The sequence below is a fragment of the Mycobacterium sp. TY814 genome (genome assembly GCF_030755175.1).
Classification (GTDB): Bacteria; Actinomycetota; Actinomycetes; order Mycobacteriales; family Mycobacteriaceae; genus Mycobacterium.
Map to the genome: position 1 here is coordinate 1,066,741 of NZ_JAUFRY010000002.1, position 16,931 is coordinate 1,083,671.

Genomic DNA, 16,931 nt, shown 5'->3' on the forward strand with positions numbered 1-16,931 from the left:
ATCCGTGACGGGGGAGGACCGTCGGGTATTGATTGTCGGAGCCGGGGTGGGCGGCCTGGCGATGTCGGCGTTGCTTGCCCAGCACGGCGTGCGCTCGTTGCTGATCGACCGGCGGCACGAGACCTTCGTCTATCCCAAGGCGCGCAACCTGAGCTTTCGCAGCCTGGAAATTCTACGCGGGCTCGGTCTGGGCGACGAGGTGCACGCCGTGGCGGAGCGGGTGTCCACCATGGTGGTCAAGCCCACACTGGACAGCACGGCCCCGGGGCACCCGGCGATCGATATGGATGCGATATTCGCCGGCCTGGACGCGGTGAGTCCCGAGCCCGCCGCGCAGTACTGCCCGCAGAGTGAGTCGGAGCCGATGTTGTTGCGAGCGACGCGAAGTCGCGGCAGTGAAGTGCGCTATGGAACCGCACTGGTGTCGTTCGAGCAGGACGGCGACGGTGTCTCGGCGGTCCTTGCCGACCGGGAATGCGGGCGATCGCAGACAGTGTGGGCCGAGTATCTGATTGCGGCCGACGGGGTGCACAGCCCGATCCGCAAGGCGCTGTCGGTACCGACTTCCGGCTATGGCGCGTTGCCGATCTTTGTGGTGTTCGTCTACTTTCGCTGTGCATGGCGCCGGTTCGCTCCGGATCTCACCAACGGCGGTGCGGTGCAGATTAGCAATCCGGCTGCGCCCGGCATCTTCCTCGCGGTCGACGAGGACCGCGGCATGTTCATCACGACCTATTTTCCCGCCAAAGGCGAAACGGCCCAACAGTTCACGCCCGAGCGGTGCGCCGAATTGGTGACCGCGGCAATCGGACAGCGGGCCGAGGTACAGATCATCGAGGTCGCCTCGTGGCAGCCCTATGAACAGGTTGCAGATCAATTCTGTTGTGGCCGTGTCCTTCTGGTCGGTGATTGCGCGCATACCATGCCACCGTTCAAAGCCGGCGGAGCCAATACCGCCATTCAGAGTGCGCACAACCTCGCCTGGAAGCTGGCAGCGGTTCTGCAGGGGCGAGCCGGGCCGGCGCTGCTGTCGAGTTACCACAGCGAGCGGCACCCGGTCGGCCGGTTCGCCGCCCACCAGTCACTGACGGGCCCCACGCTGGCCACTCTCGAATTGGGAGACCAGCGGCCACGTTTAGCGCCCGAGCAGGAGTGCTCGATGTTCGAGCTGCTGATCGGCTACCGGTATCGGTCGGCTGCGGTGCTGACCGACGATCCCGATCCCGGGGCGTTGGAGCTGGTGCAGGAGTTGCGCGGACAGCCCGGCACCCGAGTTCCACACGTGTGGCTGCAGCGCGACGGGAAGCGGTTGTCGACGCTCGACCTGCTGGGACACCGGTTCACGCTGCTGTCTGCCGACGAGCGGTGGCGTGCCGCGACGGCCGGTCTCCAGGTAGCCATGCACCGCATCGATGAGCCAGAGTGGTTGGACGTCAACGGTTTAGGCGCGACGGGAGCGCTGCTGGTGCGCCCCGACGACTTCGTGGGATGGCGGGTCGAGGAGCTGCCGGACGCCCCAGCCGGTGCACTGCGACAGGCGCTGAGGGCGATCCTGGCGCACGGGTGAGCAGTCGCAAAATCGCACGTTTCCCGAAGGAAATCGTGCGATTTTGCGTCTGCTCGCGAGTGGGTGGTGCCCCCTGCTCGCGAGTGGGTGGTGCCCCTGCTCGCGTAGGGAGCTGGCCCCCGCTCGCGAGGATTTACAGCGGGATGTTCTTGTGGCGTCCGCGGCGAGCCGGCGCCTGCGCCAGCGCCTCGGTGAGCTTGCTGCGGGTGTGCGACGGGTCGATCTTCTCGTCGACCACACCGATGTCGATGGCGCTGTCCACACCACCGGCGATGCGCTCGTGCTCAGCGGCCAACTCGTCGTGCAGGGCCTCACGCTCGTGGTCCGGCGCGGCGGCCAGCTTGCGCTTGTGCAGGATGCCGACGGCCGCCTTGGCGCCCATCACCGCAACCTCGGCGTCCGGCCAGGCGAACACCTTCGTCGCGTTCAGCGAGCGGGAGTTCATCGCAATGTAGGCCCCGCCGTAGATCTTTCGCGTCACCAGGGTGACCCGCGGAACCGTCGCCTCACCGAAGGCGTGCAGCAGCTTCGCGCCGCGGCGCACCACGCCACCCCACTCCTGGTCGACACCGGGCAGATACCCCGGCACGTCGACGATGACCACCAGCGGGATACCGAACGCGTCGCACAACCGCACGAAACGCGCTGCCTTCTCGGCACTTTCGGAGTTCAAGCAACCGCCCAGGCGCAGCGGGTTGTTCGCCAGCACGCCGACCGTCCGGCCCGACAAGCGGCCCAGGCCGACCACCATCGACGGCGCCCACTTGGCCTGGAATTCCTCGAAAGGCGCGTCCGAGTCGAGCACGGCGCTGACGATCGGGTGCACGTCGTAAGCCCGTCGCGACGACTCAGGCAGCAGCGCCCTGATGTCGGTGTCGCCGGCCTCGGCCTTGCTGCGGTCGAAATGTCCCTGCTGGCAGAACAATCCGACCAGCCGGCGACCACGCTCGAAGGCGTCGAGTTCGTCGTCGGCGACGATGTGGCACACCCCGGACTTCTTGTGGTGGGTTTCGGGCCCACCGAGGGACGCCATGTCGACGTCCTCGCCGGTGACGCTGCGGACCACGTCGGGCCCGGTGACGAAGACCCGGCTCTCCGGCGCCATCACGATGACGTCGGTCAGGGCCGGCCCGTAGGCGGCGCCGCCGGCCGCGAAGCCGACGACCACCGAGATCTGCGGGATGTAGCCGGATGCCCGGATCATGGCCTCGAAGGTCAGCCCGACCGCGTGCAGCGCTTTGACGCCCTCGGCAAGCCGTGCGCCACCCGAGTGCCAGATGCCCACGATCGGGCACTGTTCCTCGATGGCGGTGTCGTACGCGTTGACGATGTGGGCGCAACCCTCGACTCCCATGGCGCCGCCCATGACGGTGCCGTCGGTGCAGAAGGCAACGGTGCGTACGCCGTTGACGGTGCCCGCCGCGGCCAGCACACCCGAGCGGTCCCGCTCGTGAAGCAGCTCGATGCTGCCGTCGTCGAGGAAGTTGCTCAAACGCAGCAGCGGATCGCGGGGGTCGAGCGACTCGCCAACCGCCTCAGGGGCCATGATTGTCATCGCAGATCTCCTAATTCGCCTGTGGTGCTCTGGGTTTATCCCGTGATCCTTGGAGCTTTCTAGTAACGCCCGAACGCGATCGCCACGTTGTGACCGCCGAACCCGAACGAGTTGTTGATCGCGTACTCGAAGTTGCCGGACCGGGGCTTGCCCGCCACCACGTCGAGGTCGATCTCGGGGTCGAGGTTGACCAGGTTCAGTGTCGGCGGAATGACCTGATCCCGCAATGCAAGCACGGTCAGGATGGACTCCACGGCACCGACCGCACCCACCGAGTGCCCGAGAGCACCCTTCGGGGCGAACACGGCCGGCTTGTTGCTGCCGAGAGCGTTGTTGATCGCCCTGCCCTCGGCCACGTCGCCGACCTGAGTGCCGGTGGCGTGCGCGTTGACGTGGCCGATGTCGCTCGGCTGCAGACCGGCGAGCTGGATTGCCCGCGTGATCGCGTGTCCGGCGCGAATCCCGTTGGGGTCGGGCGCCACCATGTGGAAGCCGTCCGAGGTGATGCTGGCGCCCATGATGCGGGCCAGGATGTTCGCGCCGCGGGCCTTGGCGTGCTCCTCGGTCTCGATCACCATCAACGCGGCGGCCTCACCGAACACGAAGCCGTCGCGGTCCTTGTCGAACGGGCGGCAGGCGCCTTGCGGGTCGTCGTTGTTGGTGGACATGACGATTCGCATGTTGGCGAACCCCGCGATCGGCACCGCCTCGATCTTGGTTTCCACACCACCGCAGATCGCGATGTCGGCCTCGCCGAGCGCAACCTGCTGCCACGCCCGGGCGATGCCCTCGGCTCCGGACGCGCACGCCGAAATCGGGGTCATCACACCGGCTTTGGCGTGGCGCTCCAAGCCCACCGCCGCGGCCGCGCCGTTGGGCATGTACTTCTGCACGGTCAACGGCGAGATGGCCCGGAAGCCACGCGCCCGCATTTCGTCGTACCCGAAGACGAGCTCTTCGGCGGAACCCAGCCCGGTGCCGATGGACACCATCAACCGGTTGGTGTCGACCTCCGGTGAGCCGGCGTTCTCCCAGACCCGCCGGCCCATGATGGTGGACATCCGCTGCAGGTAGCCCGTGCGGCGCAGTTCGATTCGCGTCAGTTGACTGTCGAACTCCTCCAGCAGGTGCCCGCCGATCTTCACCGGCAGGTCGAACTCCTCGACGAAGTCGTCCTCGAGGACCCGAATCCCACTTTGCCCGTCGAGCAAGCACTTCCACGTGTTCTCGGCGTCGGTTGCCAGTGCGGTCGTCATGGCAATGCCGGTAACGACAATATTCGGGAATGCTTTCCCGGTAACCAGCTCTGTCATGGCTTGTGCCACGTTCCTTCCGTATTCGTCCGGCACGGGCCGGGTGCGGCCCGCATCATCGCCGAACCCCGTGCCTCAGTAGCGCCCAAACGCGAGCGCCACGTTGTGGCCGCCGAACCCGAATGAGTTGTTGATCGCGTAGCGGTACTCGCCGTAGCGAGGCTCGCCGGCGACCACGTCAAGATCGATCTCCGGGTCCGGGGTCTCATAGTTCAATGTCGGTGGTATGACTCCGTCCCGAAGGGTCAGCACCGTGAGGGCCGATTCGAGTGCGCCGACGGCGCCGATCGAATGTCCGAGCGCCGATTTCGGCGCGTAGACAGCGGCGTTTTCGCATCCGGCGACCCGGATGGCGTTGGCCTCGGCACTGTCACCGATAGGTGTGGCAGTGCCGTGCGCGTTGACATGGTCGATGTCGCTGGGGGACAGGCCCGCCAACTCCATTGCCCGTCGCATCGCTCCGCCGGCACGGGTGCCGTCGGCAGCGGGAGCGACCATGTGGAAGGCATCCGAGGTGATACCGGCACCCATCAACCGGGCCAGCGGCTTGGCGCCACGGGCCTTGGCGTGCTCCTCGGTCTCGATGATCATCATCGCTCCGGCCTCGCCGAAGACGAATCCGTCCCGGTCCTTGTCGAACGGCCGCGACGCCCGCTCGGGCTCGTCGTTGCGCGTCGACATGGCCCGCATCATCGAGAACGCGGCGATCGGCAGCGCCTCGATCGGTCCCTCGACACCGCCGCACACCGCGAAGTCGGCGTCACCCATCACGATCTGACGCCACGCGTGCGCGATGGCCTCCGACCCTGACGAACAGGCCGAAACCGGGGTGATGACACCGGCGCGGGCACCGAGTTGCAGACCCACCACCGCCGCGGCGCCGTTGGGCATGATCATCTGAACGGCGAGCGGCGACACCTTGCGGGGGCCACCCTCGTTCATCAGGTCATAGCTCTCGACGATCCGCTCGGCGCCGCCCAATCCGGTGCCGACCACGACGCTGAAGCGATCGGGATCAACCTCGGGGCTGCCGGCGGTCTCCCACAACTGGCCGCTCAACCACTTGGCGAGCCGCTGGACATACGACATCCGTCGCATGTCCAGGCGGCCCATGTGGTTGTCGACCGGTTCCTTGAGGTGTCCGCCAATTTTGGCGGGCAGGTCCCATTTGGAGACGAATTCGTCTTCGAGGACGTGGATACCGCTTTCGCCGGCCAGCAAGCTCTTCCACGTGCTCTCGATGTCCGGCGCGAGACATGTCGTCGCCGCGACGGCGGTTACCACAACGCTGGGGTAACCGCCATTAGCAGTGGAAGGCTTGGTCACTTGCTGTCTGCTTCCAGCCTCGCCTTGACGTTGGCAGCCGCCTCGGGGTTGTCGGTCTCCAGCTTGGCGCGCAGCGCCTCGGCAGCCTCGGGGTTCTCTTCCTCGAGCTTCTGGATGTAGGCGACGACGTCACCGACGGTGCGCAGGCCGGCGAGGTCCTCGTCCGGGATCTTCACGCCGTACTTGTCCTCGGTCTGCACGGCGATCTCCACCATCGACAGCGAGTCGATGTCCAGGTCGTCGACGAACGACTTCTCCGGGGTGACCTCCGAAGGCTCGATACCGGTGACCTCTTCGATGATCTCGGCGATACCGGCGATGATTTCTTCCTGACTGACGGCCACAGTTAGTTCCCTTCGTAATATGTTGTGTGTAAACCGATTTGACGTGCTTATTGGGCTCTGGGGTAGAGCGGGCGATTAGATGTTCGCCAACTCGTCCAGATCTGCGGGTGACTTGACGGCTCGCGTCGGAACCCCCCGAAGTTCGCGTTTGGCGATACCGGTCAGAGTGCCCGCGGGCGGGAACTCCACGATCGCCGTCACATTCTTCTCACGCATGGTGGCGGTGCACAGGTCCCAGCGCACCGGCCGGGTCAGCTGAGAAACCAGGGTCTGCATCGCCGAGGCGGCAGAGGTCACCGGCTTTCCGTCGTAGTTGGACAGCAGCGTGGCCGTCGGCTCGGCGGTCGCGATGCCGGCAGCCGCTGCGGCGTAGCCCTCCAGGGCGGGGGCCATGAATTCGGTGTGGAACGCGCCCGCGACGCCCAGCGCGCGGACCCGGGCCTTGGCCGGCGGGTCCTCGGCAAGCTTCTCCAGCGCGGTCAGCCGGCCGGCGGCGACGATCTGGCCGGCGGCGTTGCGGTTGGCGGGAACCAGGTCGAGCTGCTCGAGACGGGTGAGCACCTCCGACTCGTCGCCGCCGAGCACGGCCGACATGCCGGTGGGCTCGGCTGCGCACGCCTTGGCCATCTCGGCGCCGCGGGTGGCGGCCAGCATGACGGCGTCATCGGCGGCCAGCACCCCGGCGATCGCGTAGGCAGCGATCTCGCCGACGGAGTGGCCCGCGATGATGAGGTCCTGTCCCGACAGCAGCCCGCGCCGGGTCAGCTCCTGGTGGGCCAGCAGGGTGGCCGCAACGATCAGGGGCTGGGCGATGGCGGTGTCGGTGATCTCCTCGGTCGATGCCGTGGTACCGAGCCGGGCCAGATCCAGGCCGCTGGCCGTCGACCATGCCGAAATCTGGTCTGCTGCTCCTGGCAGTTCCAGCCATGGCGACAGCATTCCCTCAGTCTGGGAGCCCTGTCCGGGCGCAAGCAAAGCGATCACGTGTCTAAGAGAACACTGTGAAGACGGTTTTGCGGGGTGTAACAGATTATGAACCTCGTCTTAGGTTTTTGTAGATCTCCTACAAAATAGCTCCGTAAGCTACATGTTTGAGATACACCCGCTATCTGTCATCTAAATCACTTTCGGCCGGAAACGGCGCCGGAACCCCCTCTGACCGGCGACGGAAGCTGCGGGACCGACGTACCGGCGGCGCTGGAACTCTGCGTCGGGTAGTTGAGCTGGCCTACCGTCGCCGCCACGCGGAGAACGTAGGCGTCGCGCGGCTGGGTGGGATCACGCCCGGTGAAGTCGGTGATCCGCTTGAGCCGATAGCGCACGGTGTTTGGATGAACGAACAACTTCCTGGCACAAGCCTCAATAGCACCGCCAGAATCTAAGAAAGCATCCAAGGTCTCAACCAGCGTCGGCCCGGCGTCGGCCAGCGGGCGCATGACGTCGGTGTGCAGCGCCACGATCGCCGACGCGTCGCCCATCAGGGCCCGTTCCGGGAGCAGTTCGCGGGCCAGCACCGGGCGGGGGGCCCCGCGCCAGCCGGCGACCGCGTTCATGCCGGAGATGGCCTCACTGGCGCTGTGGTAGGCGGCGGTGAGCATGGGCGCCGTCGGCCCGATCACCACCGGTTCGTCGGCGAAGGCGATCAGCAGGTCCTTGAGAAACTTGTCGGTGAGCGACAGCTGTCCCGAGACGATCGCAACGAGCCAGGTGCCGTGCACGTCGGTGAGGGCCGCCCGGCCGTGTCGCGTGGCGATGTCACGCAGATGCTGGCTGGCCCGCTCGCTGCCGGCCTCGCCGTCGGCGCGTCCCGGTGCCGGGGTTCCCACGATGACGGTGGCCGGCGCGGTGGTGTCCCAGTTCAGCGCCGCCGCCCGGGAGAGCAGCTCCGGGCCGGTGTCGCCGCGGACGACCGCGTCGACGACGCTGGCCTCCATCCGGCTGTCCCAGTTGCCGCGCGCCTCGGCGGCGTCGGCGTAGGCCGAGGCGGCGGTGAAGGCCAGGTCGCGGCTGTACTTCAAGATTCCGACCGTCAGTGCGGTCAACTGCTCTTCAGAGCGGGCCAGCAGCGGCACCACCTCTTCGAAGAACTCCATGGTGACCCGCACCATGTCCACGGTGTGGCGCAGCGCGATGCGCCGGGTGAGGTCTTGCGGCACCAGTTCGAAGGCCTGCGCGGTGTAGCTGACGTCGCTGTGCGGGTCCTGCATCCACTCGACGAAGTTGACCACCGCCGTCTGGACGACCAGTGCCACGCTGGCGCGCTGGGAGGCTTCCAAGTCGGCGAAGAACGGCAGCCGTTCCTGCATGGCCGAGACGGCTTCGGTGGCCAGCCGGCCCGAGTACTGCTTCAACCTGCGCAATAAGGAGTCCGGCACGGTATCCAGCAGCTCCAGCGGCGACCGGGGACGCCCAAGCTGCTGCGCCAAGTTGTTGTCGCCCACCCCTAAAAGCTACGCCCCTTTTCTGTCGGAGTCCGCTAAAGGCCCCTGGCGCTTCGGCGCCGAGTGTGGGCCTAGCCGCACACTCGGCACCGACGGTGCGGCGGGCCGCACATTCGGCGAGAGAACGAGCGGGGGCTAAGCGACGCCCGGGTCGGAGGTCTGCTCCGGGGCTGCCTGGACGTCGTCGATCTTGTACTGGCGCGCGGCGGTGACGGCCACCGACGGGTCGATCTCCCCGTCGCGGGCCAGTGCCTCGAGCACCGCGACCACGGTCGACTCGGCGTCGGTGTTGAAGTAGCGCCGCGCGGCCGGTCGGGTGTCGGAGAAGCCGAACCCGTCGGTACCCAGCGTCACATAGGTGCCGGGCACCCATGGCCGGATCTGCTCGGGGACCCCGCGCATCCAGTCCGACACCGCGACCACCGGGCCGCGGGTGTCTTTGAGCACCTTCGTCACGTACGCCTCGCCCGCCGGCTCGTCCGGGTGGCGCAGCCGGTGCTTCTCGATCTCCACACCGTCCCGGTTGAGCTCGCCCCAGCTGGTCACCGACCACACGTCGGCGGCCACGTCCCATTCGTCGGCGAGCATCTCGGCCGCTTTGAGCGCCGAGGGCATCGCGACCCCGGACACCAGGATCTGGGCCGTGCTCGAGCGCTGCTCCTTCGCCGAGCGGTAGCGGTAGATGCCGCGCAGCAGGCCTTCGGGGTCGAAGTTCTCCGGCTCCGGCGGCTGCGGGTAGGGCTCGTTGTAGAGGGTGATGTAGAAGTAGACATTCTCCGGGTCCTTGCCGAACATCCTGGCCAGACCGCTTTCCACGATGTAGGCGATCTCGTAGGCGAACGCCGGGTCGTAGGACACCACGGCCGGATTGGTGGCCGCCAGCAGCAAGGAATGCCCGTCGGCGTGCTGCAGGCCCTCGCCCACCAGGGTGGTCCGTCCGGCGGTGGCGCCGAGGACGAAGCCGCGGGCCATCTGGTCGGCCGCGGCCCACAGGCTGTCGCCGGTGCGCTGGAACCCGAACATCGAATAGAAGATGTAGAGCGGGATCATCGGCTCGTCGTGGGTGGCGTAGGAGGTGCCGACCGCGGTGAACGAACCCACCGAGCCGGCCTCGTTGATGCCCTCGTGCAGGATCTGGCCTACTTCGCTCTCCTTGTACGCCAGCATCAGTTCGGCATCGACGGCGGTGTAGAGCTGGCCGTTGCGGTTGTAGATCTTCAGCGACGGGAACCACGAGTCCATCCCGAAGGTACGTGCCTCGTCCGGGATGATGGGGACGATGCGGTGACCGATCTCCTTGTCCCGCAACAGCTCCTTGAAGGTGCGCACCAGCGCCATGGTGGTGGCGACCTCCTGGTTGCCCGATCCCTTCTTCAGCGCCTTGTACACATCGCGACTGGGCAGCTTGAGCGCCTTGGCCTTGGTCCGGCGTTCGGGGACGAAGCCGCCCAGGGTGCGGCGCCGGTCCAGTAGGTAGCGGATTTCCGGGGCGTCCGGGCCGGGGTGGTAGTACGGCGGCAGGTACGGGTCTTCCTCGAGCTGGGCATCGGTGATGGGGATCCGCATGGCGTCGCGGAAGTGCTTGAGGTCCTCAGCCGCAAGCTTTTTCATCTGGTGGGTGGCATTGCGGCCCTGGAAGTGCGCGCCCAGCGAGTAGCCCTTGATGGTCTTGGCCAGGATCACCGTGGGCTGCCCCTTGTGCGCGACTGCGGCGTGGTAGGCGGCGTAGACCTTGCGGTAGTCGTGGCCGCCGCGCTTGAGGTTCCAGATCTCGGAGTCGCTCATCTTCTCGACCAGCGCCTTGGTGCGCGGGTCGCGGCCGAAGAAGTGGTCGCGCACGTAGGCGCCGTCGTTGGCCTTGTACGTCTGGAAGTCACCGTCGGGCGTGGTGTTCATCAGGTTCACCAGCGCGCCGTCGCGGTCGGCGTGCAGCAGCGCATCCCATTCGCGGCCCCACACGACCTTGATGACGTTCCAGCCGGCCCCGCGGAAGAACGACTCCAGCTCCTGGATGATCTTGCCGTTGCCGCGCACCGGGCCGTCCAGGCGCTGCAGGTTGCAGTTGATCACGAAGGTGAGGTTGTCCAGCGCTTCGTTGGCCGCCACCTGGATCAGTCCGCGGCTTTCCGGCTCGTCCATCTCGCCGTCGCCCAGGAAGGCCCAGACGTGCTGGTCGGTGGTGTCCTTGATGCCGCGGTCGTGCAGGTAGTGGTTGAACCGGGCCTGGTAGATGGCGTTCATCGGGCCCAGCCCCATCGACACGGTGGGGAATTCCCAGAAGTCGCGCATCAGGCGCGGGTGCGGGTAGGAGGGCAGGCCGCCGCCGGCGTGGCTGTGTTCCTGGCGGAAGCCGTCCAGGCGGTCCGAACTCAGCCGGCCCTCGAGGAAGGCCCGTGCGTAGATGCCGGGGGAGGCGTGCCCCTGGATGAACACCTGGTCGCCGCCGCCGGGGTGCGCCTTGCCCCGGAAGAAGTGGTTGAAGCCCACCTCGTAGAGCGCCGCCGAGGAGGCATACGTCGAGATGTGGCCGCCGACGCCCACCCCGGGGCGCTGCGCGCGGTGCACCATAATGGCAGCGTTCCACCTGATCCAGGTGCGGAAGCGGCGTTCCACGTCCTCGTCACCGGGGAACCACGGTTCCAGTTCGGTGGGGATGGTGTTGACGTAGTCGGTCGACGTCAGCGCCGGGATGGAGACCCGCTGCTCACTGGCTCGCTCGAGCATTCGCAGCATCAGATACCGGGCCCGCGCCGGCCCCGAGCGGGCCAGCAGGTCGTCGAACGACTCCAGCCACTCCGCGGTTTCCTCGGGATCGATGTCGGGCAGATACGACGCGACACCCTCGCGAATCACCCGGACGCGATCGGGTTCGCTTGTGCTGCTTGGGTTTTTGGCCAGATCGTTGCGGGCGAACTCGGTGGTCAACTTCCGCTCCTGTAGTTGGCATGGGTGATGCTCGAGTGGTCGTCCCTCTATCGTGCCGCACCGGCGTGCCCGGCGGGTACCCGTGTGCCGCTCGCCGGTGCCACACCGAAGTCGGTGCTAATGGGGCAGTTGGGATCGCGACCCGGTAACGTCAGGTCCCGTGCTCATCGGATGGCGTGCCGTCCCTCGCAGGCGCGTGGGGGCGTTCCCCAGGCGAGGCGCCCTGGCTCTCGGGTCCGTCGCTGTGGTGGCGATCGGCATTGTCGGCTGTACCAAGGTGACCGAGGGGACCGGGGCGCCGGACACCAACGTCGCCCCCGCCTACCGGTCCTCGGTGTCCGCGTCGGTTTCGGCGTCGTCGGTGACGTCCAGCGTCCGCGAATCCCAGCGCATCGCCTCGGTGACCACCAGGGCGATTCGCACCTCCTGCGACACTCTCGCCACCACCAGCAAGGAAGCGATCGACAAGGTGAACGCCTTCGTCGCGGCCTTCAACGGCGGCAAGAACACGGGGCCGGCCGAAGGCCCGGCCATCGACGCGCTGAACGCCAGCGCCTCGGCGGTGGAGAACAGCTACAGTGACGCGCTGCCGGGCCAGATGCGCGACGCGATGAACACCTACAACGACGCTGCTCGTCAGGTCGCCAACGCGATCGGCACCCACGCCTCGACCGGTGAGTTCAACCGGCGGGTGGACCGGCTCAACGACGCCAAGACAAAGGCGTTGAAAATGTGCGTGGGTTAGCCGTATGAAGCTACTAGTGCCTGTGCGACGATTACGTTCGTCGCTCTCGGTTGTCTTGCTCTCGTCTGTTTAGGAGGTTCCACGGTGGTCGCGGCGGATCACGCTCGCAAACTGGGCATCCAACGGGACCAAGTCGTCCAAGAGTGGGGTTGGGACGAAGACACCGACGACGACATCCGCGCTGATGTCGAGGATGCCTGCGGCAGCGAATTGCTCGACGAGGACACCGACGAGGTCGTCGATGTCGTCCTGATGTGGTACCGCGACGGTGACGGCGACCTGGTTGACCTGCTGATGGACGCAATCAGCCCGCTGGCCGAGGACGGCGTCATCTGGGTGCTGACGCCCAAGACCGGCCGGCCGGGGCACGTCCTGCCCGCCGACATCGCCGAGGCAGCCCCGACTGCGGGCCTGATGCCCACGTCGTCGGTCAACCTGGGCAACTGGGCGGCCAGCAGATTGGTTCAGCCGAAGTCGCGGACCGGTAAGCGCTGATGCTCGACGTCGGAGCAACCGCCCCCGACTTCACGCTGCGCGACCAGAACCAGCAGCCTGTCACGCTCAGCGGCTATCGCGGCGCCAAGAACGTGCTGCTGGTGTTCTTCCCGCTGGCGTTCACCGGAATCTGCCAGGGCGAGCTGGACCAGGTGCGGGACAACCTGCCGGAGTTCGAGAACGACGACAGCGCGGTGCTGGCCATCTCGGTGGGGCCGCCGCCCACCCACAAGATCTGGGCGGTGCAAAGCGGGTTCTTGTTTCCGGTGCTGTCGGACTTCTGGCCGCACGGCGAGGTCAGTCAGGCCTACGGGGTGTTCAACGAAGTGGCCGGCATCTCCAACCGCGGCACCTTCGTGGTGGACAAGGAGGGCATCATCCGGTTCGCCGAGATGAAGCAGCCTGGCGAGGCCCGCGATCGTGCGGTGTGGACCCAGGCGCTGGCGGCGTTGCGCGTTTAGTTTTGGGTGGTTGGGCTTTCGGCGTGTAGCCTGCGCCGGGGCATAAGGGCGCGTAGCTCAGTGGTAGAGCTCTGGTTTTACACACCAGCGGTCGGCGGTTCGATACCGTCCGCGCCCACTTTTCACGTGGCGAACAGACGCAAAATCACCCATTTCGGGCCGAAATGAGGTGATTTTGCGCCTGCTCGCGCGGGTCAGGGGCGCCCGCGCGCTATCGGCACGCTCGGGCGGCGTGTTCCCGCGATCGGCGTCGGACGTAATGTCCGGTAGGACGCGATCTGTCTAAAGGAGCCCGATGACCGCACGCCACGATCTCGCCGGTGCCGCCCTTGAACAGCAGTGTTTCCGTGCCGAGTGCTCGCCGCAGAACTGGGAAGCGCTGGGCGCCTGGCTGCGTGGCGGCGGGATGGTGCTCGACGCCGTTGAGCCGCGTCAGTTCGCCAACGGTCTGGCCAATCTGAACTACCTGATCTCGGTGGACGGCCAACCCGTGGTGTTGCGCCGGCCGCCGGGCGGACAGCTGGCCGAGGGCGCCAGCGATATGGCGCGAGAATTCCGGGTGCTGAGTCGCCTGCACGCGCACTACCGCCGCGCGCCGCGGGCAGTGGCCTTCTGTGACGATGCCTCGGTACTCGGAGGACCCTTTCAGCTGATCGAATACCGCCCCGGCACCGTCGTGTCGGACACGATTCCCGAGCAACTCGCCGCCATCCCCAGCGCCAGGCTCGCCGACGAATTCGTGACGGCCCTGGCGGACCTGCATGCGATCGACCTCGACACCCACCCCGAGCTCGCCGAGCTCGGGCGGCCCCAAGGCTTCATCGCGCGACAGATCGCCGGCTGGAACCGGCGGGCACACAACGCGTTCGACGGATCACCGCCGACGTCGGTCGAGCACATCGTGACGTGGCTGGGCGCCGCTGCACCCGACCCGTCGATCAAACCCACTGTGCTGCACAACGATTTCAAGTTTGACAACGTCATCTTCGATGCCACCGGCGCGGCTGCCGCGGTGATCGATTGGGACATGTCGACGCTGGGCGATCCGCTCTTCGATCTCGGCGTCACGCTGTCCTATTGGGCGCAGGCCGACGACGCGGACGTCATTCGCGACCTCGGATTGGCCCCGTCCCTGCAGCCGGGCTTCCCGGACCGGAAAGCGCTCGCGGCGAAGTACTTTGTCGCGGCCGGACGGGAAGCGGTGCCGGTCGGCTTCTACCTGGTGTTGGGCCGGCTCCGCCTCGCGATCGCCTGGCAGCAGCTATTCGTGCTGCACCAACGTGGTGCGCTCGTCGGCCCGCAGTACGCCGCGTTCAACCGCATTGCCACATCTGTTCTGACGGTGACCGCCGATTCCCTTTCGGCAGAAGACATCTGATCGCCCACAACCCAAAAGGATGGCTCCGTGATCGACTTCTCCGTACCCCCGGAACTGACGGCACTCGGCGAGCGGGTCCGCCGATTCGTCATCGACGCGATCGTCCCCTACGAGCGCGATCCGCGGCTCACCCAGCACGGCCCCAACGACGACCTGCGCCGCGAGCTCGTGGAATTGGCACGCAAGGAAGGACTTCTGACCCCGCAGGCATCCACACGATTCGGCGGAAAAGGCATTTCGCACATCGAGCAGTCGGTGATCTACGAGGCGGCCGGGTGGTCCACGCTCGGGCCGGTCGCGATGAACTGCGCCGCGCCCGACGAGGGGAACATGTTTCTGCTCGACAAGCTGACGACCGACGAGCAGGCCGAGGTCTTCCTGAAACCCGTCCTGGACGGCACCGTCCGATCGGTGTTTGCGATGACCGAGCCCGGTGGAGCAGGTTCGGATCCGTCGCAACTGCGCACCGAGGCGCGACGCGACGGCGACTCCTACGTCATCAGCGGCCGCAAGTGGCTCATCACCGGCGCCAACGGCGCGGGAACCTGGATCGTTATGGCCAACGTGGTCGGTGACGAAAACCGTAACGGGCCAACGTTGTTCCTGGCTAAGGGTGATGACCCCGGCTCTGGAGGGATTGTCATCGAGCGGGTGATGAACTCCATGGACCGCAACTATGTCGAAGGGCACGGCGTCGTCGTCTTCGACGACCTGCGGGTGCCCGCGTCGAATGTGCTCGGCGAAGTCGGCGAGGCGATGCGCTACGCCCAGATGCGCCTGGCCCCGGCACGTCTCACCCACGCCATGCGCTGGCTGGGGGCCGCCTCACGTGCCCAGCACATCGCCCTGGAGCACGCGAAGACCCGGACGGCGTTCGGCGCCCCGATCATCGATCACCAGGGCGTCGGATTCATGTTGGCGGACAACGAAATTGCCCTCACCCAGTGTCGGTTGGCGATCTGGCACACGGCGTGGATCCTGGACCAGGGGCACAAAGGCCGGCACGAGAGTTCGATCAGCAAGGCATTCGTGTCCGAGGAGCTGTTCAAGGTCGTCGACCGTTGCATACAGGTCATGGGTGGAATCGGCGTCACCGACGAAACGCCGATCGAGATGATCTTCCGGGACATCCGGGGATTCCGGCTCTACGACGGGCCCACCGAAGTCCACAAGTACGCGATCATCCGGCGGATGAACCACGTCGGCTCGGCGGCGGCGCGGGTGCCCGGATCGGACACCGTCTGAGATCGGGCATCGGTTCCCTATCGAAACCTCAACGGCTTTGGCTGTTTGACCAAGAACCCGCGGTGCGGGGTCTAGCATCCTGTGGCGTGCGACGACTTCTGGTGCTGGTTGTGGTGGTGGTGACGATGCTCGCCGGCTGCGGGAACAAAGATGCATCATCGGGCAAACGTCCGGCCGCTCAGGCCGTGGTGATCGTCTCCGGGGGAGATGCCACCAGCCCGTTCACCACCCCGGACCAGGCATGCGCAACCGGACTGGCGGCGGGCAACACCGACACCGCGATCCGCGAATACCTGCTGAAGCAGGCGTACACCGTCTACACCTCGCCGGCGATGGCCGGGCGCGGGCAGGTGGTCGACCAAACCGGATTCGGCCCGTTCGCGATCTGCCCGGTGACGCTGCCGGAGAACATGACCGTCGACTCCACGGGAAGTATCGACACCGCCGGTGAGCACCTCGCCCGGTTCCTCACCTACCTGCACACCGAGAAAGGGGTCAACGACGTCGACCTGGTTGCCCACTCGATGGGCGGTCTCTACTCGCGTGCCGCGATCCGGGTGCTGTCGAGCACGAATTCCCCGCTGCATATCCGCTCGCTGACCACGATCGGCACCCCGTGGCAGGGCTCGTATCTGTCCGACTATGCCAACGGCATCCTTCCGCTCACCGATTGCCTCGGAGACACGTTCTGCGAGAAGGCTATGAACGGATTCAAGGACGAGGTGCTGCGGCTGATGGCCGGCTCGGGCCGTGAGGTGAACCAGGCTTTTCTGATGGGCAAGAACGGCTGGAACGACTTCCAGTCCGGTGTGCTGGACAAGATCCCTGTCGTGCTGATCGGCGGCAAGAAATTCACCAAGCCCGGTCAGGTGAACCCCGCGGTGTGGCCCAACGACGGTCTGGTGGCGTTGCAGAGCGCCCTGGCCAAGGACATCGGCGATCCGGTACTGCCGCACCGGCGCTGTTACACCTTCGACGACACCCACAGCATCTTCGTGTCCAACGCCGCCGGGTTGGACTGGCCCACCGCGCTCACCTGGGATCCGCAGGTGCTCGACGTGGTGCACAAGGCGATCGAGGGCGCGCCCAAGGCGCTCGACGGGGTCAACCGCGAGGGTTGCCCGGCCAGTTGAGGC

Annotated in this window: 14 protein-coding genes and 1 tRNA gene; 8 read left to right on the forward strand and 7 right to left on the reverse strand. The window is 66.6% G+C overall.

Annotated elements, in window-relative coordinates; genetic code table 11:
* The first annotated feature begins 4 nt into the window (after nt 1-4).
* A complete protein-coding gene (locus QXH22_RS18310) occupies nt 5-1,567 on the forward strand; it encodes an FAD-dependent monooxygenase (protein ID WP_306276565.1) in 1,563 nt (520 codons plus the stop codon).
* Nucleotides 1,568-1,700: 133 nt separating this feature from the next.
* Here QXH22_RS18310 and QXH22_RS18315 read toward each other — a convergent pair whose 3' ends face one another.
* The 7 genes from QXH22_RS18315 to aceE form a co-directional block, all read right to left on the reverse strand.
* Complete coding sequence (locus QXH22_RS18315) at nt 1,701-3,122, reverse strand: acyl-CoA carboxylase subunit beta (protein ID WP_306239911.1); 1,422 nt, start codon at nt 3,120-3,122, stop codon at nt 1,701-1,703.
* Nucleotides 3,123-3,181: 59 nt separating this feature from the next.
* On the reverse strand, nt 3,182-4,435 hold the full coding sequence (gene kasB / locus QXH22_RS18320) for a 3-oxoacyl-ACP synthase KasB (protein WP_306239912.1): 1,254 nt from the start codon (nt 4,433-4,435) through the stop codon (nt 3,182-3,184).
* Between the two features lie 75 nt (nt 4,436-4,510).
* Nucleotides 4,511-5,761 (reverse strand): 3-oxoacyl-ACP synthase KasA, encoded by a 1,251-nt coding sequence (gene kasA / locus QXH22_RS18325; protein WP_306239913.1) that lies wholly within the window; start codon nt 5,759-5,761, stop codon nt 4,511-4,513.
* Nucleotides 5,758-6,105 carry a meromycolate extension acyl carrier protein AcpM gene (gene acpM / locus QXH22_RS18330; protein ID WP_055577195.1) on the reverse strand — a complete coding sequence of 116 codons (348 nt, stop codon included), beginning with the start codon at nt 6,103-6,105 and terminating at the stop codon, nt 5,758-5,760. Before acpM ends, kasA begins: the two co-directional genes overlap by 4 nt.
* A gap of 75 nt (nt 6,106-6,180) precedes the next feature.
* Nucleotides 6,181-7,089 (reverse strand): ACP S-malonyltransferase, encoded by a 909-nt coding sequence (locus QXH22_RS18335; RefSeq protein ID WP_306276566.1) that lies wholly within the window; start codon nt 7,087-7,089, stop codon nt 6,181-6,183.
* Between the two features lie 137 nt (nt 7,090-7,226).
* Complete coding sequence (locus tag QXH22_RS18340) at nt 7,227-8,546, reverse strand: CdaR family transcriptional regulator (protein WP_306239916.1); 1,320 nt, start codon at nt 8,544-8,546, stop codon at nt 7,227-7,229.
* Nucleotides 8,547-8,681: 135 nt separating this feature from the next.
* Nucleotides 8,682-11,471 (reverse strand): pyruvate dehydrogenase (acetyl-transferring), homodimeric type, encoded by a 2,790-nt coding sequence (gene aceE / locus QXH22_RS18345; RefSeq protein ID WP_306239917.1) that lies wholly within the window; start codon nt 11,469-11,471, stop codon nt 8,682-8,684.
* A gap of 160 nt (nt 11,472-11,631) precedes the next feature.
* Between aceE and QXH22_RS18350 the strand changes: the two genes are divergently transcribed.
* The 7 genes from QXH22_RS18350 (at nt 11,632) to QXH22_RS18380 (ending at nt 16,928) form a co-directional block, all read left to right on the forward strand.
* Nucleotides 11,632-12,216, forward strand: a complete 585-nt coding sequence (locus QXH22_RS18350; protein ID WP_306239918.1) for a hypothetical protein — start codon at nt 11,632-11,634, stop codon at nt 12,214-12,216.
* Nucleotides 12,217-12,300: 84 nt separating this feature from the next.
* Complete coding sequence (locus tag QXH22_RS18355; RefSeq protein ID WP_306239919.1) at nt 12,301-12,711, forward strand: DUF3052 domain-containing protein; 411 nt, start codon at nt 12,301-12,303, stop codon at nt 12,709-12,711.
* Entirely contained in the window at nt 12,711-13,172 is a 462-nt protein-coding gene (locus QXH22_RS18360) for a peroxiredoxin (protein WP_306239920.1), read from the forward strand. Before QXH22_RS18355 ends, QXH22_RS18360 begins: the two co-directional genes overlap by 1 nt.
* Before the next feature lie 46 nt (nt 13,173-13,218).
* Nucleotides 13,219-13,290, forward strand: a tRNA-Val gene (locus tag QXH22_RS18365).
* Between the two features lie 177 nt (nt 13,291-13,467).
* The gene (locus tag QXH22_RS18370; protein ID WP_306239941.1) at nt 13,468-14,550 is read left to right on the forward strand and encodes a phosphotransferase family protein; all 1,083 of its coding nucleotides are present in this window, start codon (nt 13,468-13,470) and stop codon (nt 14,548-14,550) included.
* A 27-nt stretch (nt 14,551-14,577) separates the two neighbouring features.
* A complete protein-coding gene (locus QXH22_RS18375; RefSeq protein WP_306239943.1) occupies nt 14,578-15,795 on the forward strand; it encodes an acyl-CoA dehydrogenase family protein in 1,218 nt (405 codons plus the stop codon).
* Between the two features lie 86 nt (nt 15,796-15,881).
* Complete coding sequence (locus QXH22_RS18380; RefSeq protein WP_306239944.1) at nt 15,882-16,928, forward strand: triacylglycerol lipase; 1,047 nt, start codon at nt 15,882-15,884, stop codon at nt 16,926-16,928.
* Nucleotides 16,929-16,931 lie beyond the last annotated feature (3 nt).